This window comes from Allobosea sp. 117, assembly GCF_000702305.1.
Taxonomy (GTDB): domain Bacteria; phylum Pseudomonadota; class Alphaproteobacteria; order Rhizobiales; family Xanthobacteraceae; genus Ancylobacter.
Genome location: NZ_JNLC01000014.1, coordinates 286,413 through 310,246 on the forward strand (window position 1 = coordinate 286,413; position 23,834 = coordinate 310,246).

The 23,834-nt window shown below is 69.2% G+C and carries 20 protein-coding genes; 5 read left to right on the forward strand and 15 right to left on the reverse strand.

The features are described from left to right. Positions 1-228: 228 nt before the first annotated feature. The 7 genes from U742_RS0114525 to U742_RS0114555 form a co-directional block, all read right to left on the reverse strand. Entirely contained in the window at positions 229-465 is a 237-nt protein-coding gene (locus U742_RS0114525; RefSeq protein WP_029354240.1) for a hypothetical protein, read from the reverse strand. A 250-nt stretch (positions 466-715) separates the two neighbouring features. Beyond that, on the reverse strand, positions 716-1,537 hold the full coding sequence (gene phnE, locus U742_RS0114530; protein WP_029354241.1) for a phosphonate ABC transporter, permease protein PhnE: 822 nt from the start codon (positions 1,535-1,537) through the stop codon (positions 716-718). A gap of 153 nt (positions 1,538-1,690) precedes the next feature. Continuing rightward, positions 1,691-2,698 carry a phosphonate ABC transporter substrate-binding protein gene (phnD, locus tag U742_RS0114535; RefSeq protein ID WP_029354243.1) on the reverse strand — a complete coding sequence of 336 codons (1,008 nt, stop codon included), beginning with the start codon at positions 2,696-2,698 and terminating at the stop codon, positions 1,691-1,693. 14 nt (positions 2,699-2,712) lie between these two features. Beyond that, complete coding sequence (gene phnC / locus U742_RS0114540; protein WP_029354245.1) at positions 2,713-3,558, reverse strand: phosphonate ABC transporter ATP-binding protein; 846 nt, start codon at positions 3,556-3,558, stop codon at positions 2,713-2,715. A 145-nt stretch (positions 3,559-3,703) separates the two neighbouring features. After that, complete coding sequence (locus tag U742_RS0114545) at positions 3,704-4,597, reverse strand: alpha/beta hydrolase (RefSeq protein WP_029354246.1); 894 nt, start codon at positions 4,595-4,597, stop codon at positions 3,704-3,706. Between the two features lie 91 nt (positions 4,598-4,688). Beyond that, on the reverse strand, positions 4,689-5,729 hold the full coding sequence (locus tag U742_RS23590; protein WP_248310369.1) for a hypothetical protein: 1,041 nt from the start codon (positions 5,727-5,729) through the stop codon (positions 4,689-4,691). Positions 5,730-5,746: 17 nt separating this feature from the next. Then, positions 5,747-7,429 carry an electron transfer flavoprotein-ubiquinone oxidoreductase gene (locus tag U742_RS0114555; RefSeq protein WP_029354250.1) on the reverse strand — a complete coding sequence of 561 codons (1,683 nt, stop codon included), beginning with the start codon at positions 7,427-7,429 and terminating at the stop codon, positions 5,747-5,749. 98 nt (positions 7,430-7,527) lie between these two features. Here U742_RS0114555 and U742_RS0114560 point away from each other — a divergent pair, with 98 nt between their 5' ends. The 3 genes from U742_RS0114560 (at position 7,528) to cydB (ending at position 11,028) form a co-directional block, all read left to right on the forward strand. After that, positions 7,528-8,442, forward strand: coding sequence for a uracil-DNA glycosylase (locus tag U742_RS0114560; RefSeq protein ID WP_029354252.1), 915 nt, complete (start codon positions 7,528-7,530; stop codon positions 8,440-8,442). Between the two features lie 136 nt (positions 8,443-8,578). Beyond that, positions 8,579-10,000: a cytochrome ubiquinol oxidase subunit I gene (locus U742_RS0114565; RefSeq protein WP_029354254.1), complete on the forward strand. Its 1,422-nt coding sequence runs from the start codon at positions 8,579-8,581 to the stop codon at positions 9,998-10,000. 2 nt (positions 10,001-10,002) lie between these two features. Beyond that, on the forward strand, positions 10,003-11,028 hold the full coding sequence (cydB, locus tag U742_RS0114570; RefSeq protein WP_282568328.1) for a cytochrome d ubiquinol oxidase subunit II: 1,026 nt from the start codon (positions 10,003-10,005) through the stop codon (positions 11,026-11,028). On the opposite strand, the gene U742_RS0114575 is transcribed toward cydB, so the two are convergent. Beyond that, positions 11,022-12,515 carry a glycosyltransferase family 39 protein gene (locus U742_RS0114575; RefSeq protein ID WP_029354258.1) on the reverse strand — a complete coding sequence of 498 codons (1,494 nt, stop codon included), beginning with the start codon at positions 12,513-12,515 and terminating at the stop codon, positions 11,022-11,024. The two genes, cydB and U742_RS0114575, sit on opposite strands and share 7 nt — an antisense overlap. 11 nt (positions 12,516-12,526) lie before the next feature. Next, complete coding sequence (locus U742_RS0114580; protein ID WP_081853023.1) at positions 12,527-13,273, reverse strand: ribonuclease HII; 747 nt, start codon at positions 13,271-13,273, stop codon at positions 12,527-12,529. Positions 13,274-13,425: 152 nt separating this feature from the next. On the opposite strand from U742_RS0114580, the gene U742_RS0114585 reads away from it, so the two are divergent. Then, on the forward strand, positions 13,426-14,049 hold the full coding sequence (locus U742_RS0114585) for a MarC family protein (protein ID WP_029354263.1): 624 nt from the start codon (positions 13,426-13,428) through the stop codon (positions 14,047-14,049). 6 nt (positions 14,050-14,055) lie between these two features. Here the strand turns inward: U742_RS0114585 and U742_RS0114590 are convergent, their stop codons facing one another. From U742_RS0114590 to U742_RS0114610, 5 genes are all read right to left on the reverse strand, one after another. Then, the gene (locus U742_RS0114590) at positions 14,056-14,937 is read right to left on the reverse strand and encodes a dienelactone hydrolase family protein (protein ID WP_029354266.1); all 882 of its coding nucleotides are present in this window, start codon (positions 14,935-14,937) and stop codon (positions 14,056-14,058) included. Between the two features lie 313 nt (positions 14,938-15,250). After that, positions 15,251-16,888 (reverse strand): chaperonin GroEL, encoded by a 1,638-nt coding sequence (groL, locus tag U742_RS0114595; protein ID WP_029354268.1) that lies wholly within the window; start codon positions 16,886-16,888, stop codon positions 15,251-15,253. Positions 16,889-16,985: 97 nt separating this feature from the next. Next, positions 16,986-17,273 carry a co-chaperone GroES gene (groES, locus tag U742_RS0114600; RefSeq protein ID WP_282568329.1) on the reverse strand — a complete coding sequence of 96 codons (288 nt, stop codon included), beginning with the start codon at positions 17,271-17,273 and terminating at the stop codon, positions 16,986-16,988. A 228-nt stretch (positions 17,274-17,501) separates the two neighbouring features. Further along, positions 17,502-17,984: a phasin gene (locus U742_RS0114605; RefSeq protein WP_029354272.1), complete on the reverse strand. Its 483-nt coding sequence runs from the start codon at positions 17,982-17,984 to the stop codon at positions 17,502-17,504. A gap of 317 nt (positions 17,985-18,301) precedes the next feature. Beyond that, a complete protein-coding gene (locus U742_RS0114610) occupies positions 18,302-18,622 on the reverse strand; it encodes a phasin family protein (RefSeq protein ID WP_248310370.1) in 321 nt (106 codons plus the stop codon). Positions 18,623-18,984: 362 nt separating this feature from the next. On the opposite strand from U742_RS0114610, the gene U742_RS0114615 reads away from it, so the two are divergent. Then, the gene (locus tag U742_RS0114615) at positions 18,985-21,822 is read left to right on the forward strand and encodes an ATP-binding protein (protein ID WP_029354276.1); all 2,838 of its coding nucleotides are present in this window, start codon (positions 18,985-18,987) and stop codon (positions 21,820-21,822) included. A gap of 9 nt (positions 21,823-21,831) precedes the next feature. On the opposite strand, the gene U742_RS0114620 is transcribed toward U742_RS0114615, so the two are convergent. After that, entirely contained in the window at positions 21,832-23,652 is a 1,821-nt protein-coding gene (locus U742_RS0114620) for an AsmA family protein (protein ID WP_029354279.1), read from the reverse strand. Positions 23,653-23,834 lie beyond the last annotated feature (182 nt).

The following is a 23,834-nucleotide window of genomic DNA, read 5'->3' on the forward strand; positions in this document are numbered from 1 at the left end:
CAGGCGCGCCGACGCGGCGCGGTTGCATGAGCTTAGCCGACCCAATCGCGGCGGGAGGATGGCCGGAAAATTAAGCTTTGGAGAGGATTCCCGCGCGGCCGGCCGGGCAGCCGCCGTGCAAGAGAACCGCAGACGCGAAAAGGGCGCCGCCCTGAGGCGACGCCCTTCCCGGCATTGGCCGAAGCTTCGGGGGAGAACCGTTCGGCCGGATGTCCGGTCCGCGCGACCTCACTTGGTCGAACGGTTGTCCTGCTGCACCGAACGGTCGATGTAGTCGTTCGGCACGGTCGGGGACACCACGGTGGCGTTGCGACCCTCGAAGACGGGCGCGGCGACCGGAGCGAGATGCTCGTTGCGGATGGTCTGGCTCCAGGCGGCGCGCTCGGCCGGGTCCTGCTTGGCTTCCGCGGTGGCGGCAAAGCCGAAGGTGGCGAGGGCGGCAACAGCGAGAACGATCTTGTTCATGTTCAGTCTCCTTCATGCGTAGTCGGCGCCGATGTCTGTCTGACGCCCGGCTCGTGAGAAGGAATGTATATCGCTCACGATATTATCGCACGTTGCTATATCGCATACGAGTTATGCGCAGATGCATGGAACTCTCGCGCGTCTGTGATTTTGCGTGCACAGAGGCGAGAACGGGGTCATCCCAGACGACGTAAAGCCGCAGCCGGCCAAAAAGCTAGGCGCTGCGGGCGTCGCGAGACGATTCGCCGGATCAGATGAAGCGCTTGCGGATGTTCTGGCTGATCATGTCCAGCGCCGAGACGGTGAGGATGACGATGATCAGGATTGCCGAGGCCTGCGAATAGAGGAAGCCGCGCATGGTCTCGTTGAAGGTCATGCCGATGCCGCCGCCGCCGACGATGCCGAGCACGGTGGCCGAGCGGACATTGGATTCGAAGCGGTAGAGCGCATAGGAAATCCACAGCGGCAGCACCTGCGGCAGCACGCCATAGACAATCTCCTGCAGCCAGGTGCCGCCGGTGCCGCGAATGCCCTCGACCGGCGCCGGGTCGATCGCCTCGACCGCCTCCGAGAACAGCTTGGCGATGACGCCGGTGGTATGAATCCAGAGCGCCAGCACGCCGGCGAACGGCCCGAGGCCAACCGCGGCGATGAAGATGAGCGCAAAGACCAGCTCGTTGATGGCGCGGCAGGCGTCCATCACCCGGCGGATCGGGAAGGCGACGAAGCGCGGCACCACATTGTCGGCGGAGAGGATGCCGAACGGGATGCCGACGATGACCGCGAGCAGCGTGCCCCAGATGGCGATCGCCAGCGTCTCGATCATGTTCAGCGCATAGACCTCCCATTCCGAGAAGTCCGGCCGCAGGAAGTCGGCGCCCAGCGTCGCCATGTTGCCCGCGTCGCGCAGGAGCTGCGCGGGATTCATCTCCGCCTCGTGCCAGCTATAGACCAGCACCACGACGCAGAGCGCGGCGATGGCGAGCCGGATCAGCCGCGTGCCGATCGGTGTGACCGGCGGCGCCGGTGCGGCGAGGACGGCGGAGCGATGCGCGGCGTCGGAGGTGAGCATGGGCAGCAATTCTCTTCGGTTGTCATCCCGTCCCGGGGGCAGGGCCGGAGAGCCGGGATCGCTCCCCGTCGCACCTCATCCCGGAGCGGCCTTGCGGCCGTCCGGGATGAGGTCCCGAAAATGCCGCCGGAAGCTCGGCTTCCGGCAGGCTCGTCACATCGCCGGCAGCTTCTTCTGCTGGGCTTCGAGGGTGGCGAGCTGGTCGTCGAGATCCTTCAGCTTCTTGGCCTTCTCGTCGGCCGAGAGCTTGTCGTCCTTCTCGGCCTTCACGCGGGCCTTGAAGAGCTCGAGCTGGCGGATCGGGATGAGCTGGGCGTCGGAGGAGGCGAGGAAGGGACCCCAGCCGTCCGAGGTCTTGGCGAGCACGGCGCGGGCGCGCTCAACCTCTTCCGGGGTGCCGAGGCGGCCATAGGTCATGAAGAAGGTGTAGACCTTGGCCTTGAGGTCGTCCGGCAGGTCCTTGCGCCACACGATCGGGTCGCCGGCGATCATCGGCGAGCGCCACACTTCCTTGATCTTCTTGGCTTCTTCCGGACGGGTCTGCTGCAGGCGGGTGATGTTCTCGGTGTTGTTGGTCGCGAAGTCGACCTGCTTGTTGGCGACCGAGAGCAGGTTCGCCTCGTGGTTGCCGGCGACGACGCGCTTGTAGCACTTGGCCGGATCGACGTTGTTCAGCGCGAAGACGTAATAGCTCGGCACCAGGAAGCCCGAGGTGGAGTTCGGGTCGCCATTGCCGAAATTATAGCCCTTCGAGCAGTCGAGCACGTCCTTCAGGCTGTTGATGTCGCTGCGGTCGACATTGGTGACGATCAGCGAGTAGTAGCCCGACGAGCCGTCCGGCTTGGCGGTCTTCACGAACACCTCGCCGCCGGCGCGGTCGACCGCCTCCATGGCGGACTTGTTGCCGAACCAGCCGATGTCGACCTTCTTGAAGCGCATGCCCTCGATGACGCCGGCATAGTCGCCGACGAAGAACGGCTTCACCGGGATGCCGATGGCCTTCTCGAGGTCCTTCAGCAGCGGCTCGAAGCTCTTGGCGAGGTTCGCCGAGGACTCGGTGGAGATGAAGCCGAAGCTCAGCTCCTTCACCTCGTCGGCGGCGCGGGCCGGCGCGCTCGCGAGGGCGGCCAGCGCGAGGCCGGCGGCGATCAGGCGTTTCATGAGGGTCGCTCCTGTCAGGATACGGTCTGGGATTTCGGGGCGTCGGCGGCGTCGGCCGAGGCCGGCACCGAGAACTGGCTGGGCAGGATCAGCTCCTCGGCGCTGGCGCCGTAGAGCTCGGTCAGGAAGGCCGGAGTGATCTTCGCGGACGGTCCGTCGAAGACGATGCGTCCGGCATTCATCGCGACGACGCGGTCGAAATAGAGCGTCGCGTAGTCGACCTGATGCAGCGAGACGACCAGCGCGATGCCGTGGTCGCGGCTCATGGTGACGAGCGTGTCCATCACGCGCTTGGCCGATTTAGGATCGAGCGAGGCGATCGGCTCGTCGGCGAGCACGAGCCTTGCGCCCTGCACCAGCGCGCGGGCGATGGCGACGCGCTGCTGCTGGCCGCCGGAGAGCTCGCGCGCCTTCTTGGCGACATGGGCGGAGATGCCGACCTCAGCCAGCGCCGCGAGCGCGGTGCGCCGCTCGTCCTCGTTGAACAGGCCGAGCGTGCCGCGCAGCCGCCCCATGCGGCCGAGCGCGCCGACCGCGACGTTGGTCAGCACGGACAGGCGCCCGACGAGGGCGAATTGCTGGAACACCAGGCCGATCTGCCGGCGCGCCTTGCGCACGTCGCGGGCGAGGCGTCCGCCCTCCTGCACGGCGACGCCGAAGGACGTCACGCGGGCAGGGCCGGCGCCGGCATCGGCCAGCGCGAGGCCGGACGCCATGCGGATCAGGGTCGACTTGCCGGAGCCGGAGGCGCCGATCAATGCGACGCGCTCGCCGGGCGCGATGGTCAGCGAGACGTCCTCCACCGCGCGCATGGAGCCATAGGTCTTGCTCACGCGGTCGAGTTCGAGCGCTGCCGCCATGGATCCCCTCGCCGGCTGATCAGATGGACCCCGGCGTAACGGCGACGAATGACGGTCGGATGAAGGCCCCGTTACAGTTTCATGACGTTCCTCAAGGGAATGCCCTCATGCGCGAGACTCCCGCCTCAGGCACCGGGCACCCCCGTCAGCCGGCTGGGCCGGCGAGCACGGTCTTCAGCCAGGCGGCCGCCTGCGCGCTGGCGCGGCGACCGTCGGAAAGCCGGGCCGACCACAGCATGAAGGCGTGGATCATGCGCGGCCATATCTCCAGCGTCACCGGCACCTCGGCGGCGCCGAGCGCGCCGGCGAGGCGCACCGCGTCGTCGAGCAGCGTCTCCGACGAGCCGACCTGGATCAGCGCCGGCGGCAGGCCGGCGAGATCGGCGAAGAGAGGCGATACCTTCGGATCGGCGGCATCGCGCCCCGCGAGGAAGGAGGATGCGAGGCCCGTCAGGTAATCCCGGCTGATGAGCGGGTCGACGCCGGCCTTGGTGTCGAGCGTATGCCCGCTCATGGTCAGGTCGACCCAGGGCGAGACGAGCCATGCGGCGGCCGGCAGTTCCTCGCCGCGCGCCTTGAACTCTAGCATCGTCGCCAGGGTCAGGTTACCGCCGGCGCTGTCGCCGCCGAGCGCCACCGCCTGCGGCGCATAGCCCTCCTCGCGCAGGAATCGCCAGGCCGCGAGCGCATCCTCCAGCGCGGCCGGATAGGGATGTTCGGGTGCCAGCCTGTAACCCACGGCGAGCGTACGGATGCCGGCGCGCCTTCCGATGTCGCCGACCATGCCGCGGTGGCTGGCGATCGAGCCGGAGCAATAGCCGCCGCCGTGGAAATAGACGAGCGGCCGCGCTGGATCGCTGCCGGGCGCCAGCGACCACTCCGCCGGCACGTCACCGATGGAGAACGGCGTGAAGGCGATATCCGGTGCCGGCGGGTCGATGGCGCAGATCTCGTCCATGCGCGCCCGGCGCTCCGCCCAGCCGACCGGCCGCGGCTTGGCGGTGAACAGTTTCTCGACGTCCTCGATCTCGCTGGCCATGACGCCCCTCCCCCGCTCATCCTGCCGCGCGGCGCGCGCGGCGGAAAGGGCATGGAAGCGAGACCGCCGCCTTCGCGCCCGTCAGCCGGGTTCAGCGCCGGCGGAAGCCGACATAGCCCTCCTCGGCGTCGAAGAGCACGTCATAGCCGTTGAGCAGGTGGAAGCCGGTGTTGAGAAAGGCGCGGTCGGGCGCGACGCGCAGATGCACGGTGGTCGGCGCGAGCGGGGAATTCCCCCCGACGGTGAAGTCGTAGAGGTCAAAGGCGCCCTCCCCGCTTCCGACCCGGACCGCGACAGAAGTGCCGTCGGACAGCGTGCGGCGCGCATCGCCCGCCTGCGTGTCGGGCAGCGTGATGAAAGCGGCGGGCACGCCGGTGTCGACGAGCAGCGAGCCGCAGGCCGGCGGGGTCTGGCCATTCACCGATAGGCAGGCCGGCGTCGGCGCCCAGTCAGGGGTGCTCTCTTGGCGTGCGAGCTTGATGTAGCGGAAGTCGCCCTGCGTGCTGGCGGCGGTAATGCCGACCTGGATGCCGTCGCGCGTCACGATATAGCCGGTGCGCCGCGTGCCACCGCCCGCGCCCATGATGCGCAGCAGCGGGTTGCGATCGGGCGTGCCCTGGCTCTGCGCGTCGTGCTCGCGGGCGAAGCCGATGCCGACCATGGCGATGCCGCGCGGCTGCGAGCTCGGCGTGCAGTCGCGCGCCTCCTCGAGGCAGCGGACCTCGGTGACGACGAGCACCGGCATCGGCTCGGTCTGCACGGTGGCACCCATCCGGCCGATCAGGATGACCGGCGTCGTCAGCCAGCTTCCCAGCATCACCCGGCCCGAGCTCGTATAGGTCACGCGCCCCGGCCCCAGCGAGGGCATCTGCTCGTAGCCCGGCACATAGTCGGCGGCGACCACGATGCCGGTCGAGCCGGTGTCGAGCTCGGCGCGCACCGCGCGGCCGCCGAAGGACAGGCCGATGCGCGGCACCTCGCCGATCGGGCCGTCCGAGGCGTTGAGGAAGGTCAGGAAGGTGCCCTGCCTATAGGGCGTGTAGTCGGGCCGGGGCGCCTGCGCGCGGGCGGCCGGCGCCGCCGCCACGCATACCAGCCCGGCGACGAGGAGTGCTCCGCACCAGCCGCGCATGCGCTGCCCTCCCCCGCTCACATGTTCGGGTAGTTCGGACCGCCGCCGCCCTCCGGCGGCACCCAGTTGATGTTCTGGTTGGGGTCCTTGATGTCGCAGGTCTTGCAGTGCACGCAGTTCTGCGCGTTGATCACGTAGCGCGCATCCGCGCCCTGCGTGCCTTCCTCCACCCATTCATAGACGCCGGCCGGGCAATAGCGGGCCGAGGGACCGGCGAAGACGTCGTGCTCGGACGTCTTCTGCAGCGCCATGTCCCTGACCTGAAGGTGGATCGGCTGGTCCTCCTCGTGGTTGGTGTTCGACAGGAACACCGAGGAGAGCCGGTCGAAGGAGACGACGCCGTCGGGCTTAGGATAGGCGATCTTGTTCGATTTCGCCGCCGGCTTGAGCGACGCATGGTCCGGCTTGCCGTGCCCGAGCGTGCCGAAGGGCGAGACGCCGAACAGGGTGTTCGCCCACATGTCGAGGCCGCCGAGCGCGATGCCCACCCAGGTGCCGAGCTTCGACCAGAGCGGCTTGACGTTGCGCACCCTCCACAGGTCCCGGCCGACCGCCGAGGAGCGCCAGGCCTGCTCGTAGGAGGTGAGCTCGTCATGGGCGCGGCCCTCGCCGAGCGCCGCGAAGGCGTGCTCGGCCGCCAGCATGCCCGAGAGCACGGCGTTGTGGCTGCCCTTGATGCGCGGCACGTTGACGAAGCCGGCGGCGCAGCCGATCAGCGCGCCGCCGGGGAAGGCGAGCTTCGGCACCGACTGGTAACCGCCCTCGGTGATCGCCCGCGCGCCATAGGAGAGTCGCTTGCCGCCCTCGAAGGTGGCGCGGATCAGCGGATGCGTCTTGAAGCGCTGGAACTCCTCGAAGGGCGAGAGATACGGATTGGTGTAGTTCAGGTGGACGACGAAGCCCACCACCACCTGCCCGTCCTCCAGATGGTAGAGGAAGGAGCCGCCGCCGGTGGACCCGTCGAGCGGCCAGCCGAAGGAATGCTGCACCAGCCCCGGCTGGTGCCGGTCCGGCGCCACCTGCCAGAGCTCCTTCAGGCCGATGCCGTATTTCTGTGGCTCGCGGCCTTCGCCCAGCCTGAAGCGGGCGATCAGCCCCTTGGTCAGCGAGCCGCGCGCGCCCTCGGCGAAGAGCGTGTACTTGCCGCGCAGCTCCATGCCACGGGTGTAGCGGTCGGTGATCTCGCCGTCGCGGCCGATGCCCATGTCGCCGGTGGCGATGCCGACCACGTTGCCGTCGTCGTCGAACAGCACCTCGCTCGCGGCGAAGCCCGGATAAATCTCGACGCCGAGCGCCTCCGCCTTTCCGGCGAGCCAGCGGCAGACATTGCCGAGCGAGCCGATATAGGCGCCGTGATTGCTCATCAGCGGCGGCATGAGGAAATTGGGCAGCCGCACGCCGCCGGCGGGGCCGAGCAGGTAGAAGCGGTCGTCGGTGACCGGTGTCTTCAGCGGCGCCTCGGGGTCCTCCCGCCAATCGGGGAACAACCGGTCAAGGCCGACCGGATCGATCACCGCGCCGGAGAGGATGTGGGCACCGACCTCTGAACCCTTCTCGACGACGACGACGGAGATGTCGCTGCCGGCCTGCTCAGCGAGCTGCTTGAGGCGAATCGCGGCGGAAAGGCCGGCTGGCCCCGCGCCGACGATCACGACGTCATATTCCATCGCCTCGCGTTCAGGCAGCTCCACCGCTTCCATTCCCTCGCCCCTTGTCTATGTTCTCTGGACTTCTTCCATGCTTTGCGCAGCGTGACAACGACCTGCACGCCGGTCCGCATCCGTATTAGATTGCACTTATGGCTCATGAACTTCCCGAGGCTGCGCGGCTGCGCGAGCTGCTCGCCTTCCATGCCGAGGCGGGCGTCGACGCGGCACTCGGCGACTCGCCGGCCGACCGCTTCGCGGAGAGCGCCGCCGAGCGGGCCACAGCTCCGCGCCCCGCCGGACGGCCGGACACGGGGCCGAGGCCGAACGCGGCGGCACGGCCGCCCGCCCAGCCGCCGACGCCCATCTCGCGCGCCGCTCCGCCTCCCGCCGCCGCGCTGCCGGGGCTTCAGGGCGCGGCGACCGGCGCACCTCCGCCGCCCGACGTCGCCACGTTGGAAGCGCGCGAGGCGGCCGCGCGGGCTCCGACGCTGGAGGCACTGAAGGCGATCATGGAGCGGTTCGACGGCTGCCCGCTTAAGGCCACCGCCACGCAGCTCGTGTTCTCCGACGGCAATCCGGCCGCGCGGGTGATGTTCGTCGGCGAGGCGCCGGGGCGCGACGAGGACATCGAGGGCAAGCCCTTCGTCGGACGCTCGGGCAAGCTGCTCGACCGCATGATGGCGGCCATCGGCCTCGACCGGACCAGCGCCTACATCGCCAATGTCGTGCCCTGGCGTCCGCCGGGCAACCGCACGCCGACGCCGCAGGAAACCGCGATCTGCCTGCCCTTCATCCGCCGCCAGATCGAGCTCGCCGATCCCGACGTCCTGGTCTGCCTCGGCGGGCCGTCGGCGCAGACGCTGCTCGGGATCAAGGAGGGAATCACCAAGGCGCGCGGCCGCTGGTTTGACTACGACACCGGCAGCCGCACCATTCCGGCGCTCGCCAGCTTCCATCCGGCCTATCTGCTGCGCACGCCGCTCGGCAAGCGCATGGCCTGGCGCGATTTCCTTGCCGTCTCCAAGGCACTGGCGCAGATTCCGGCGCGGCCCGGTCGCGGCTGAGGCGACGCGGCATTCCGCCGCCGCGACAGAGCGTTCCCTGTGCGTGTGACGTTCATCTTGCCATATCAGAGTAATTCCATCTTGGCGCGAGCACGCTTATTCTAGCCGCGACGCCATTGCCGAAAGGGAAGGCCGAATGGATATCGATCCGCTCCTGCTGGCACGCATCCAGTTCGCCTTCACCGTCTCGTTCCACATCATCTTTCCCAGCTTCACGATCGGCCTCGCCGCCTATATCGCGACGCTGGAGGTGCTGTGGATCACCACCGGCGCGGATCGCTATCACCGCATCGCCCGGTTCTTCACCAAGATATTCGCCGTCTCCTTCGCGATGGGCGTGGTCTCGGGCATCGTGCTCTCCTACCAGTTCGGCACGAACTGGAGCCGCTTCTCGCACGTCGTCGGCAACGTGGTCGGCCCGCTGATCGGCTACGAGGTGCTGACCGCCTTCTTCCTGGAGGCGACCTTCCTCGGCATCATGCTGTTTGGCTGGAACCGCGTGCCGAAGGGGCTGCACGTCTTCGCCTCGATCGCGGTGGCGGTGGGCACCAGCCTCTCGGCGTTCTGGATCCTCTCCGCCAATAGCTGGATGCAGACCCCCGCCGGCTACGAGCTGCGCGACGGCATCGCCTTTCCGACCGACTGGATTACGGCGATCTTCAATCCGAGCTTTCCCTATCGCTTCGCGCATATGGTCACCGCCTGCTACCTGACGACGGCGATCGTCGTGCTGGCCGTCGGGGCGCGCTATCTGGTCGCCGGGCGGTTCCCGGAGGAAAGCCGGACGATGATGCGCATGGCGATCGGCCTGATCGCCATCTTCGCGCCGATCCAGGCCCTGATCGGCGACCAGCACGGCCTCAACACGCTGGAGTACCAGCCGGCCAAGATCGCCGCCGTCGAGGCGCACTGGGGCGGCGAGCCGACCGACGCCAAGACCGGCATTCCGCTCATCCTGTTCGCCATCCCCAACGAGGCCGAGGAGCGCAACGACTGGCAGATCGCCATACCGCGCCTCGGCAGCCTGATCCTGACGCACAGCCTCGACGGCACCTTCAAGGGGCTGAAGGAATTCGCTCCGAACGAGCGCCCGCCGGTCGCCATCCCCTTCTTCGCCTTCCGCATCATGGTCGGGCTGGGGCTTTTGATGATCGCGATCGGCTGGCTCGGCACCTTCCTGTTGTGGCGCCGCTCGCTGTTCCATGCCGAATGGTTCCTGCGGCCCGTGCAATATGTCTGGCCGATCGGCTTCATCACCATTCTCTCGGGCTGGTTCGTCACCGAGGTCGGCCGCCAGCCATGGATCGCCACCGGCATATTGCGCACCGCGGATGCCGCCTCGCCGGTGACCGGATGGGCGATCGCCGTCTCGCTGACGCTGTTCGTGCTGGTCTACGGCATCGTGTTCTCGATGGGCATCTATTACATCAACCGCCTCATCGTGAAGGGTCCGCAGGGCGCCGCGCTCGAGCCGCCGCACGAGGAACTGCCGCCGAGCCGTCCGCTCGCCGCAGCGGGTGAAGCCACCCGCGACGCCATCGTCCGGCCGGGAGAATAGCCATGGACGCCATGAGCACCGCGATGGAGTGGTACCTGCCCGTCATCTGGGCACTGCTGCTCGCCGTCGCCATCGCAATGTATGTCGTTCTCGACGGCTTCGACCTCGGCATCGGCATCCTGTTCCCGTTCGCCAAGGACGAACGCGAGAAGGACCAGATGATGAACTCGGTCGCTCCTTTCTGGGATGGCAACGAGACCTGGCTGATCCTCGGCGGCGGCGGCCTCTTGGTCGCCTTTCCCCTCGCCTATTCGATCGTCATGCCGGCGCTCTATCTGCCGGTGATCTTCATGCTGCTGGCGCTGGTGTTCCGCGGTGTCGCCTTCGAGTTCCGCTGGGTGGCCGATACCAGCCGCTTCCTGTGGAACGCCGCCTTCACCGGCGGATCGACCCTCGCCGCCTTCTTCCAGGGCGTGCTGCTCGGCGGCTTCGTGCAGGGCATCAAGGTCGAGGGGAACGCGTTCGCTGGCGGTCCGCTCGACTGGGCTACCCCCTTCGCGCTGCTCTGCGGGCTCGGCGTCGTCTGCGGCTATGCGCTGCTCGGCGCGGTCTGGCTGGTCATGAAGACCGAGGGGCAGACGGCCGTCCGCGCGCGGGCGCATGCGCAATTCCTGCTGCCGGCGATGCTGGTCTTCATGGGCATCGTCAGCCTGTGGACGCCGATCGCGTTTCCGCGCATCGCCGAGCGCTGGTTCGTCGCGCCGAACCTGTTCTATCTCGCGCCGGTGCCGCTGGTGACGCTCGCGCTCGCCTATGGCGTCTGGCGCTGGCTGGCGAAAGGACACGAGTACCTGCCCTTCTTCGGGGTGATCGGCCTGTTCCTGCTCGGCTATGTCGGCATCGGGATCTCGATCTTCCCCTATCTGGTGCCGCCGTCGCTCACCGTATGGGAAACCGCGGCGGCGCCCGCCAGCCAGATCTTCATGCTGATCGGCGCGGTGTTCATCCTGCCGCTGATCCTCGGTTATGTGGCGTTCGTCTACTGGATCTTCCGCGGCAAGGTCCGGGCCGGCGAGGGTTATCACTGAGCCGGCGTCGTGCCTGCCGCGCCGGGCACGATCGCCCAGCCGATGCGGGCCGGTTCCAGCCTGCCGCCGAAGGACCACTGCACGACGATCGGCGCCTCCGGCCGCAGGTTCGGCCAGCGGGCGCGTAGCGCGGCGGGCGGCTCGACGTTGCGGTCGGTGATCCGCCACACCATCACCATGCCGTCGCGCGCCAACCGGTCGGCGCTGATCCAGGGCGCGCGCGAGGGATCGGCTTCCGGCATGACGGTCGGCCGCGCCGGGCTGGCGAGCGCCAGCGCGCCGGCGAGGAAGCTGTCGCCGCCGATGATGGAGAGGGGACGGCCGGTGCGGCTGGCGGCCGCCTGCGTCAGCGGCACGGCGACGGCGCGGGCGGGGAAGTTCGCCTCCTCCGCCCTACCGCGCAATTGCGGACCCGCCACCACCAGCGCCGCGCTCGCGAGCGGCGGCGCCAGCAGACAGAACAGCCAGAGCAGGCTCACCAGCCGGCGGCGATGAATGCCGGCACGCTCGCTGCGCACCGCGACGAGCGCGGTCGCAGCGGCAACCAGCGCCGAGCTGCCGAGAAAGGAGGCAGCGACCCCGAACGGCGAGAGCACGGCGAACAGCACCAGCGGGGTGAAGCCGAAGGCGCGCAGGAAGGTCGGGCCCGGCGGCGGCAGAGGCGGGCGCGTCAGCTCCGGCACGTCGCCGACATGGGCCCTGTCGCCCAGCGGGCTGGCGGCCAGCGCGATCACGCCGCCCGCCGCCAGCGCCCCCGCGACGGTGCTCAGCAGCAGCACCGGCAGCACCGCCCGGAAACCGGTGAGGCCGAAGCCGTTCTCGGCGACCGCGAAGCCGACCCAGAACAGGAACGGCACCACAAAGGTCAGCAGCACGGCTATGGGGCGCACGAGGTCGGGCGAGCGCAGCGCCTCCCGCCCTCCCGGCGTGAAGCCGAGCAGGAGACCGACCGTGGCGATGGCCGCCCAGCCGGTCCAGCCGCAGAACAGCGCCGCGCCCGCCGCCGCGGCGACCAGCGGCCAGCCATAGGATTTACGCTCGACCAGCAGCCGCCAGGCCTCTCGCATCAGCCACAGCGTCACCGGCAGCACCAGCCGGTCGGGCGAGAACGGCGCGACGATGGCGAGCATGGCGACCATCAGCAGCGCCGCGGCCCCGCCCATGGCGCGGCCGAGCAGGCGCCGGGCCATGCGGTAGGCGAGCCAGGCGCTGGCGACGGTCGACGCCGCATAGAGGATGTAGACGCCCGTCATGCCGGCGATGGAGAAGGCAATCGCCTGCGCCCAGGCGGCGAGCGGGCCGCCGGAATCCGGCGTCGCCCGCCATTCGCGGGCATAGATCAGATATTCGACCAGCGCCCGCGGCGGCGCGGCGTAGAAGATCAGCGGGACGGCGACCCAGAGCAGCGCCAGGAACAGGCCAGCCAGCAGCGCCGCCGTGCCCGGCCGCGCCCGCAGCGCCTCGATCCACGGCGCCGACCACAGCATTCCCCCGTCCCTCACTCCGCCGCGGACAGCCGCGCCCTGATCGGCGCGAACGAGGCACGATGATGCCGGCAGACGCCGAGACGCGCCAGCGCATCCGCATGCTCGCGCGTGCCATAACCCATATGCCGCTCGAAGCCGTAGCCGGGATGGGTGAGGCCGAGCGTCACCATCAGGCGGTCGCGCGTGACCTTGGCGACGATGGAAGCCGCGGCGATGGAGGCCACCAGCCCGTCGCCGCCGACGATGGCACGCGCGGCGCAGGCGACGGGGGGCAGGTCGTTGCCGTCGACCAGCAGCAGGCGCGGCGCGCGCGGCAGCGCTTGAGTGGCCCGGGCCAGCGCCCAGAGCGTCGCCTGGCGGATGTCGTGCGCGTCGATGCGCGAGGGCGGCGCGAAAGCGACGGCGACCTCGGCGGTCGCGCAGATGACGTCGAACAGCTCTTCGCGCTGGCGGGGCGTGAGCTTCTTGGAATCGTCCAGCCCGCTCGGCACCCGCTTCGGATCGAGGATCACCGCGGCGGCGACCACCGGCCCGGCCCACGGCCCGCGCCCCACCTCGTCGGCGCCGGCGACCGGAGCCTCGCCGCGGCGCAGGGCGGCGCGCTCCTGGCTGAAATCCGGCCACTGGCGCGCGGCAACCGCGATCCGGCCCTTCTTCACCGCGGCCGTGGCCGGAACGGCGGCCTCGTCCGCAACCGACGCGACTGTAGCGGGGAGACCGACGATGGTCTGGCCTTCGGCGGAACTGCGGCGACTCATGCGAACGTCCATGGCATTGTGCCGCCAAGGTGCGGCGCCGCGCCGCCGGATGCAACATCGCCTCTGCCCTGCCGACGTGATACTGCCCGAGGCCAACGGTTCCATCGGCCGGCGGCCAGCCCGCCGCTCTGCGCAGGAAGGCGGCTCAACCCATGAACTGGTCGGAACGCATCGCCGAATTCGTCACGCTGTGGGTGGTCATCGATCCGCTCGGCACGCTGCCCGTCTTCCTCGCGGTGACCGCCGGGCTCGATACCGCCGTGCGCCGCCGTGTTGCCGTGCTGTCGGTGGTGGTGTCCTTCTTCGTGCTGGTGTTCTTCGTCTTCGCCGGCCACTGGCTGCTGAGCAGCATGGACATCTCGGTCCACTCCTTCCAGATCGCCGGCGGCATCGTGCTGTTCCTGTTCGCGCTGTCGATGATCCATGGTGGGGGGCATCAGATGATGCAGCCGGGGCTGGAGATCAAACCAATCGACCTCGCCATCTATCCGCTGGCCATCCCCTCGATAGCCAGCCCCGGCGCCATGCTGGCGGCGGTGGTGCTGACCGACGACGCGCGGGACAATTTTCCGGACCGGGTGGAGACGGTGGCGACTTTCTCGCTGGTGCTGCTGGCGACGCTGGCGATCCTGATCGCCGCCGGGCCGCTGTCGCGGCTGCTCGGCAAGGGCGGCACCGCGATCATCAGCCGCGTCATGGGCATGATCCTCGCGGCCCTCGCCGTCGACCTCACCCTCACCGCCATCGCCAAATGGCTCGGTCTGCCGGACATCTGATCCGGGTTATATTTCTACCGGCGGCGGCACGCCGAGGTGCTTGGCGAGGAAGTCTATCGTCCGGGTCCAGGCCAGCTCGGCCGCCTTCGGGTCGTAGCGCGCGGGGCTGGTGTCGTTGTTGAAGGCGTGGTTGGCGCCGTCATAGACATGGACGGTGTAGTCCTTGCCCGCTTTCTTCAGCGCCGCGTCATAGGCCGCGATGCCCTCGTTGATGCGGGTATCGAGCCCGGCATAGTGCAGCAGCAGCGCCGCCCGGATCGCGTCGACCCGGTCGAGCGGCGGCTGGGCGCCGTAATAGGCGACGCCGGCCTTCAGCTCCGGGCTCGCCTCGGCGAGCAGATTGACCATGCCGCCGCCCCAGCAGAAGCCGACGGCACCGACCGCTCCGGTCGAGGCGGGGTGCGAAGCGAGGAAGGCGAGCGCATCGACGGCGCGCTGCACGGTGAGCGCGCGGTCGAGCGCGGCGATCATCGCCCGCGCCTGGTCCTCATCAGTGGGCGTGCCGCCGTCCGGCGACAGCAGGTCGACGCCGAAGGCGAGGAAACCGGCCTGCCCGACACGGCGAGTGACGTCCTTGATGTGCGGGTTGAGCCCGCGATTCTCGTGGATGACCAGAACGGCCGGCCGCTTGGCGTCGACGCGCCTGGCACGAACCAGATAGCCGCTGACCTTCACGCCGCCGGACATGAAGTCGGCGGTCGAGACGTCGAGGCGCGGATCGTCCTCCTCGACCTGCGCGGCGCGGGCGTAATCATTGGTGAGCAGCGGCAGCAGCGCCGAGGCCGCGGCGGCCGAGCCCGCCAGCGTCGCCAGCCGGTCCATGAACTCGCGCCGGCCGATCTGGCCATGCGTGAAGCGGTCGTAGAGATCGATGAAGCGCTGGTCCATGGGGGCCTCCCGACAATCGGCACGCACCCTGCGCCGGAACGGCCATCAACGCACTTCAGAAATGGGAGAGCACGCCTCCGCACGATGCATCCTTCGAGGCCCGGCGAGCGCCGGGCACCTCAGGATGACGGTGCGCGGGGTTGGGCACGAGTCAGCATTCTCGGGTAGGCCGTCATCCTGAGGTGCCAGCCCACGGGTCTTGCTTCCGGCAAGCTCGAGGACAGGCTCCGCGGGCCTCGAAGGATGCCCCCTCAAACGAAAAAGGCGCGGCCGAAGCCACGCCTTTCTGTAGTTCTATGAGGATGGACTTCGATCAGAAGTCCATGCCGCCCATGCCGCCGCCCGGCATGGCGGGGGCGCCCGCCGCCGGCTTCGGCAGGTCGGCGATCATCGCCTCGGTGGTGATCAGCAGGCCGGCCACGGAGGCGGCGTCCTGCAGCGCGGTGCGCACGACCTTCGCCGGGTCGACGATGCCGGAGGCGATCATGTCGACGAACTGCTCGGTCTGGGCGTTGAAGCCGAAGTTCTGGTCCTTCGACTCCTGCACCTTGCCGACCACGATCGAGCCTTCGACGCCGGAATTCTCGGCGATCTGACGGATCGGGGCCTCAAGCGCGCGCAGCACGATCTTGATGCCGGCGGCGATGTCGGAGTTGTCGGAGGTGAGCTTCTCGACCGCCTTCTTGGCGCGCAGCAGGGCGATGCCGCCGCCGGGGACGATGCCTTCCTCGACCGCCGCGCGGGTGGCGTTGAGGGCGTCGTCGACGCGATCCTTCTTCTCCTTCACCTCGACTTCGGTGGCGCCGCCGACGCGGATCACCGCGACGCCGCCGGCGAGCTTGGCCAGACGCTCCTGCAGCTTCTCACGGTCGTAGTCCGAGGAAGTCTCCTCGATCTGCGCCTTGATCTGCGCGACGCGGCCCTCGATGTCCTTCTTCTTGCCGGCGCCGTCGACGAGGGTGGTCTTTTCCTTCTCGATGATCACCTTCTTGGCGCGGCCGAGCATGGTGAGGTTCACGCTCTCCAGCTTGATGCCGAGGTCTTCGGAAATGACCTGGCCGCCGGTGAGGATCGCGATGTCCTCAAGCATGGCCTTGCGGCGATCGCCGAAGCCCGGAGCCTTCACCGCCGCGACCTTCAGGCCGCCGCGCAGCTTGTTGACCACGAGCGTGGCCAGCGCCTCGCCCTCGACGTCCTCGGCGATGATCAGCAGCGGCTTGCCCGACTGAACGATCTGCTCGAGCACCGGCAGGATGGCCTGCAGGCCGGAGAGCTTCTTCTCGAAGATGAGCAGGTAGGGATCTTCCAGATCCACCGTCATCTTCTCGGCGTTGGTGATGAAGTAGGGGGAGAGGTAGCCGCGGTCGAACTGCATGCCCTCGACCACTTCGAGCTCGGTCTCGGCGGTCTTGGCTTCCTCGACGGTGATCACACCCTCGTTGCCGACCTTCTGCATCGCGCCGGCGATCATCTCGCCGATGGAGGCGTCGCCATTGGCCGAGATGGTGCCGACCTGGGCGACTTCCTCGGTGTTCTTCACCTTCTTGGCGCGCTTGGAGATGTCCTTGATCGCCTCGGCGACGGCGAGATCGACGCCGCGCTTCAGGTCCATCGGGTTCATGCCGGCGGCGACCGCCTTGGCGCCTTCCTTCACGATGGCCTGGGCCAGCACGGTCGCGGTGGTGGTGCCGTCACCGGCGAGGTCGTTGGTCTTCGAAGCGACTTCGCGGACCAGCTGGGCGCCGAGGTTCTCGAACTTGTCCTCGAGCTCGATCTCCTTGGCGACGGTGACGCCGTCCTTGGTGATGCGCGGAGCGCCGAAGCTCTTCTCGATGACGACGTTGCGGCCCTTGGGGCCGAGCGTCACCTTCACCGCGTTGGCGAGGATGTCGACGCCGCGCAGCATCTTCTCGCGGGCATCGCCGGAAAACTTCACGTCTTTGGCAGCCATGTGGCCTGCTCCTCAATCTTGATTTCCGCGCTTGCGCGCAGCCGTGACGGCCGCACGAGGAAAGCGCCGGCGGGATGAATAGGCGATCAGGCCGCGATCAGCTGACCACGCCCATGATGTCGGACTCCTTCATGATGAGGAGGTCCTGGCCGTCGATCTTCACTTCGGTGCCGGACCACTTGCCGAACAGCACCTTGTCGCCCGCCTTCACGTCGAGGGGGACGAGCTTGCCGGCCTCGTCACGCGCGCCCGGGCCGACGGCAAGGATCTCGCCCTGCGACGGCTTCTCCTTGGCGGTGTCCGGGATGATGATGCCGCCTGCGGTCTTCTCCTCGGCGTCGAGGCGCTTGACCACGACGCGGTCGTGCAGGGGGCGGAACTTCAGCTTGGCCATCGGGGGGTCCTCGGGTCTACCTGTCGCGCCGCTGCGGCGCTCCGTGGGATTGCCTTGGCACTCGGCGGAAGGGAGTGCCAAGGCCGAGGCCGAGATAGGCACAGCCGGTAGGACTGTCAAGCGGAACGCGGGGCCGGACGCCCGACCAAAGAAAACGCCCGGCCGTCACGAAGACGGCCGGGCGCTGGGGAACGGCGAAGGATGCGGCGCGGAAGGCGCTCAGCTCACCTTCTTGAAGTTCTTCTCGACCGACGCCTTGATCGGCTCGGCGGTCTCGGTCGCGACCTTCTGGGCGATCGCCGAGAGCTCCTTGGCCTGCGCCGAGAGCACGTCGAACTGCTTGCGCAGATGACCGGTCGAAAGCTCGACGGCCTCCGACACGCTCTTGGTGCCCATCAGCGCGCTGACATAGTCGAACGCCGAGTTCACATTGGTGCGCAGCGCCTCGAGAGCCACCGAGTTGTACTCGGCCACGCCCTTGCTGGCGGTGGTGTAGGTGTCCTCGAGCAGGTCGGTCGCCTCCTCGGCGGAGGACTTGATCTTCTCATAGGCGTCGCGCGCGCTCTGCACGCTCTTCTCGGCCATCTCGCGGACGGCCGCCGGCACTTCGAGCTTGCTGACGTCGATCTTCGGAAGCGCCGCCTCGAAAGCGGCGGTGGCTTCCTTGGCAGCTTTCTTGGCGGTGGTGGTAGCCTCAGCCATGGGGTTCACCTTCGGTTCGCGGCGTTGATGTAAGGAAAAGGGCATTCCGACCGTTCCGCGGCAGCACGGCCGGACCCTGCTTCAGGCGCTGCGGCATATGGCCGATACGAAAACACGCCACCCGCTTGCCTGATCGCATAGCATCAATTGTGCACTGCAGCAATATATTGCAATGCACAATAACCCCGTTTTCGCGAAATTTTCCCAGTTCCGGTCGCGCACCGTTCGCACCGCAGCATGATTTCATCGGCGGTGCGAAATCACAAGGCGAAACCGCGCCGGAAACCGGCGCTCGCGGCCCCGCCCGCCACGCGGCGTCAGCGGCCCTTCTTGGTGAAGCTCTTGGCGCCGCTTTCGCCGAGCACCTTCGCCTGGTCGGACAGGCGCTTGGCCTGTTCGAGCGCGAATTCGGACTGCAGCTTCACCCATTCCTCGACAGTGCGCGCCGTGGCGAGCTTGGCCGCGAGGTCGAACCCCGCCATCATGTTGGCCTCGGCGAAGCCGACGGTCTTGCGCCCCAGGTCACGCGCGTTATCGCTGAGATCGCCGACCCGCTGCTCGGTGTCGTCGAGGGCCTTGTGCGCGGCTACCATGAAGCCATCGAGCGCCTTGCGGGCCTGCTCGATGCTGCGTTCCATGATCGTCCGAAGTTCTCCCGGCACTTCCAGACTAGGACCGCCCGCCATCTCACCCTCCCCGAGTTTCAAGGCAACGACGTTGATGACCTTATTGAAGCCGACAATGCGCTGGCTATACGGATAGTCTCATACAACTAAAGTATAATGACAAAGAAAAATGGCAACGCCGATTTTCGACGCCCCGCCGGTCGTGAGCGGTTAACCCGATGCCGCTAGGATCGCCCTGGCGGCAGGGCTGCGCAATGGCGCGGCCATGCAACCGACATTATTCTCGACGACGGCGTCCCGATCCCGACACGGACGCCGGCAATCCGCTCCGGCTTCTCCGGCTTCGGGCCGATGCAGGTTTCTCGTAGCGCCTGATGACGCACTCGACCAACGACCCCACCGCCTCGGCTACGGACGGCGCGCTGCGCGCGGCCGCGCAGGCGGCGCTCGCCGCGCCGGCTCCGGCCCTGCTCGTGCGCCCGGACGGCCGGGTCGTCGGTGCGAGCGAGGCCGCGCGCCGCCTGTTCGGCGAGGTGGCGCGCCTGCCGGCCGCCACGACCTCCACGGTACAGCGCATCGCCGCCGGCCTGCGCCCGGACCGTGCGCCGCGACTGGAACGGCTGCGGCTGCCGGGCCAGCTTGCGCCCGGCACCTTCGCCTGCACGCTGGTCAGCGCGGACCGCGACCGCGCGGTGCTGATGGTGGCCGTCGGCGCCGTGCAGCCCTCCATGCCGGCGGCGTCGCGCTCCGAGGCGGCCCGGCCGGCGGATGACGCATCCCCCGCTGCCTCCCTGAACCTTCCGCCCGAGCCGCCGGCGACCGTGCCGGCCGAGGAGGCGCCGACCGCACCGAGACCGGAACGCTTCGTCTGGCGCACCGGCCTCGACGGCAGGCTCGGCGTCGTCGACACCCGCCTCGCCGCCGCGCTCGGGCGCGATGTAGGCGAGCTGAAGGGGCGCGACTGGGCGGCGCTCGGCGCGCCGGAAGCCGACCGCGCGGTGCGCGAGGGCCGCAGCTTCGCGCATCTGGTGGCCGACCTGCCAGCTGCCGGGGGCGAGGCGGTGCGGACCGAGCTCGGTGGCGCGCCGGTGCGCGGCGAAGGCATGCGCGGCTTCGGCCTGATCCTTGAACGCGTGGCCGCCGAGGCCCGCGGCGACGAGCCGGCGTCCGGCGCGGCTCCTGTCGCGGAGCCGGTATCGCGCCCACCCGAAACCACTCCCCCTGCCGGCATTGCGGCAAGCGAGGCCCCGACACCGGTGCTCCCCCCGGCCGCTGAAGCGCCGTCGGCGTCGCCGAAGGTGGTGCCACTGCGGGCCGGCAATGGCGATCCGCAGACGCGCCCCGAAGCGCGGAGCGAGGCGGCGCAGGACGGGACGGGACGGACCCCCTGGGCCGGGCTGACGGCCGGCGAGCGCAACGCCTTCCGCGAACTCGCCCGCGCGCTGGGCGCCCGCCTCGAGGGGTTCGACGAGCCCGAGCTGCCGGCCGCGACCGTACCGGCTCCGGGCGCGGCGAAGCCGGAGCCGCCAGTCGAGGCGCCTCCGGCGATCCGGCCGGCCTCCGAGACGGTCGTCGCCGAGACGACGACGGTGGAATCTCAGCCTGCGGCAGCCTCGGTGGAAGCCGAACCTGCCGAGTCCCTCCTCGCCGAAGTCCCCTCCCCCGATGTGGTCCCCGCCGAGATCGCGCCCGCGACGGACGCTCCGGCGGCGACGGTCGACGGCTTCCGCCGGGTGCTGGCCGATGCGGAGCGGCCGATCCTCGACCGGCTGCCCTTCGGCGTCGTCGTCTATCGCGACGACCGGCTGCTCTACGCCAATCGCGCCCTGCTCGACTGGACCGGGCATGCCGACGTGGCCGCACTCGAGGCGGCCGGCGGGATGAACAATTTGTTCGGCCCGGCCGGCGATACCGGCGAGGACGACGCGCGCACGCTCGCCATTCTGAGCGCGGGCGGCGATTCCATTCCGGTCGAGGCGCGGCTCATGTCGGCGCCCTGGGACGGCACGCCGGCGCTTCTCTATGTGCTGCGCCGCGTCGGGCCGCGTTTCGACGCCCGCGTCCGGCAGGCGGAGCTCGCGCTGCGCGAGGCGGAGGGCACCGCCCGCGAACTGCGCGCCATACTCGACACCGCCACCGACGGGGTGGTGCTGATCGACGCCGAAGGCACCGTCATCAGCATGAACCGCCCGGCCGAGGCGCTGTTCGGCTTCGAGGCGAGCGAGGTGCAGGGCGAATCCTTCACGCTGCTCTTCGCGCCCGAGAGCCACCGCGCGGCGATCGACTATCTCGACGGCCTCGCCTCGAACGGCGTCGCCAGCGTGCTCAATGACGGGCGCGAGGTGATCGGGCGGGTGCGCGAGGGCGGCCTCATCCCGCTGTTCATGACGGTCGGGCGGATCGGCGAGGATTCGCCGAAGTTCTGCGCCGTGCTGCGCGACATCACGCAATGGAAGCGCGCCGAGGAGGAGCTCACCGAGGCCAAGCGGTTGGCGGAACGCGCGAACCTCGCCAAGTCCGACTTCCTCGCCAAGATCAGCCACGAAATCCGTACCCCGCTCAACGCCATCATCGGCTTCTCCGAGGTGATGATGGAGGAGCGTTTCGGGCCGATCGAGAACGAGCGCTACCGCGACTATCTGCGCGACATCCACGCCTCCGGCGGCCACCTCATCTCGCTGATCAACGACCTGCTCGACCTCTCCAAGATCGAGGCCGGCAAGCTGGACCTGTCCTTCACCAGCGTCCCGCTGAACGAGATCGTGCAGCAGTGCATGGGTATCATGCAGCCGCAGGCGAACCGCGAGCGCATCATCATCCGCTCCTCGCTCGCCTCCGACCTGCCGCCGGTAGTGGCGGATGCACGCTCGATCCGTCAGATCGTGCTGAACCTCGTGTCGAACTCGATCAAGTTCACCCAGCCCGGCGGCCAGGTCATCCTGTCGACGGCGCTGACCGACGCCGGCGAGGTGGTGCTGCGCGTGCGCGACACCGGCATCGGCATGTCGGAGGCGGACATCGCGACCGCGATGGAGCCGTTCCGCCAGCTCGCCACCTCGGGCCGCGCCGGCTCCGGCGGCACCGGGCTCGGCCTGCCGCTCACCAAGGCGCTCGCCGAGGCCAACCGCGCAACCTTCGCCATCCGCAGCGCGGTGGACGCCGGGACGATGGTCGAGATCACCTTCCCCTCGACGCGGGTTCTGGCGGAGTAATCTACAGGATCACGGTGCCGGGACGGCGACGCCGATGCTGGCGGTGCCGTCGAGCAGCGGACGGGCGGCGCCGGAGCGGCGGATCATCGCCTGCGGGTCGGGCAGCAGGAACGGGCTGTCCCACGGCCCCTGGATGACGAAGGGCAGATCGAAGCTCGCCGGCTCGGAGCCCGACGCCGCCGCATGGATCAGCCCGGCGGTGCCCTGAAGATCGAGATCGCGACCGGCGAGGGACACCGTCCCGGTGACCGCGATGCGCACGGTCGGGCTGCCGACCGCGAACTGCTCGACGCGGGCAACCCCCTGCTGGATGGTCGCCTTGGCCTGCAGCCGGTCGAAATCGGTGCGCCCGCCGCGCAGGCTGCCGCCGCCGGAGAGCGGCCGGCGCTCCAGCCGTGAGAGCACGCGCGCGACGTCGATGCCGACGATCCCCCCTTGCCCGGCGTCGAGCGTCACATTGCCGTTCAGCCGGTCGATGATCGCCGAGATGCTGTCGCCGGTGCCGCCGAAGGTCATGCGGAAGGTGCCTGTGCCCTCCAGACGCTGGAGGCGGAACAGGTCGCCGAGCGAGGCGGCGAGGTCGACGTCATCGCCGGCGAGGTCCATGCGCATCTCGGCGCCACGGCCGTCCGGCGTCGCGGCGATGTTGGCCGAGGCGCGGAAGCTGCCGTTCCACGCCTGCGCCTCGCCGATGGTGAGCGCCAGCCGCCCGCCCTTCAGGAAGGCACTGGCCGCCACGCCGTCCACCCGCGTGTCGCCGGCGCGCACGCGCGCAGCCGAGAGGCGCAGGTCGAGATCGGCGGCGCCGAGGCGAGCGACGTTGATCGGCTCGCGGCTCCACTCGCGGCCGTTCGCCTCGGACATGGAGAGACGGCCATAGGGCGACAGATCGAGCGTGCCGGAGGCGAAGCTGCCCTGCACCACGGCGCGCCCTTTCTCGATGCGCACCGTCACGCCGCCCTCGCTGCTGTTGCCGTCGAGGTCGATCCGCGCGCCGCTGAGAGCGGCGGCGGCGGGCGAAAGCCGCGCCTGCGCGCGCAGGGCGAAGGCGCCGAAGCCCTCAGCCGTCGGCGCGGCAACGTCGACGAGCTCCAGCATCTGCCGCAGCTTCGGCGAGGAGAGCTGGAGATCGCCCTCGGCGATCGGGCCGCCGGCGAAGCTCGCGGTTCCTTCGAAGGTCAGGGCGAAGGGCGCGGCGCTGAGGGAAAGGCGCGTCGGGCCGCTGCCGCCCTTGGCGAGGACGGCGAGCTGCGACAGGTCGAAGGAGAAATCGACCTCCTCGCCGCGCCACATCGCATCGCCGTCGGCGGAGACGTCGCGGCCGCCGCGCCATATGAAGGTGCCGTCGATCTTGTCCGTCAGCACATCGAGGCGGGCGTCGGCCCGGCGGGCGACCACCGCGCCGTCGTCGACCTTCAGGGTGATCGACCCGGTGCCGGCGGCCAGCGCACCTATGAGGCCGGCGACGTTGTCGAAGTGATCCGAGGCGCCGTCGGCGAAGGCCAGCACCGGCTGGTCGAGGTCGATCCGCGCGGCGCGCACCCGCCCGGTCAGCAGCGGCATGATCTCGAGCACCAGCCGCGCGCTCGGAATAGTCAGGGAGGCGGTGCCGGGCAGGTCGAACTCGATGTCCTCGACGGTGATCGCCGGCCAGGGCAGCACGGAGAAACCGACGCGGCCGCCCGGATTCGGCGCCTGTCCCGTCTCGCGCTTCAGCACGTCCGCCACCTCGGCGCGCAGGCGCTCCTCCGAGGCGAGCTTGGGCGCGGCGACGGCGGCGGCCAGCGCGAGAAGGACGGGCAGAAGGAGAATCGGGACGAGTCGTTTCATGAGGTGTCAATAGAACCATGCGGCCGCGAGGGGAAACACCGCCGCAGACACCCTCGCGACATAGTCCGGTCAAAGCCGCCACGCGTCCCCGCGACGCTATGCGGCCATTCAGTACCGCCGGGATCGGCTGCACCATCATTCGCGTCTGTGTCTGTTTGATGGCCTGACAGGGATGAGAGACG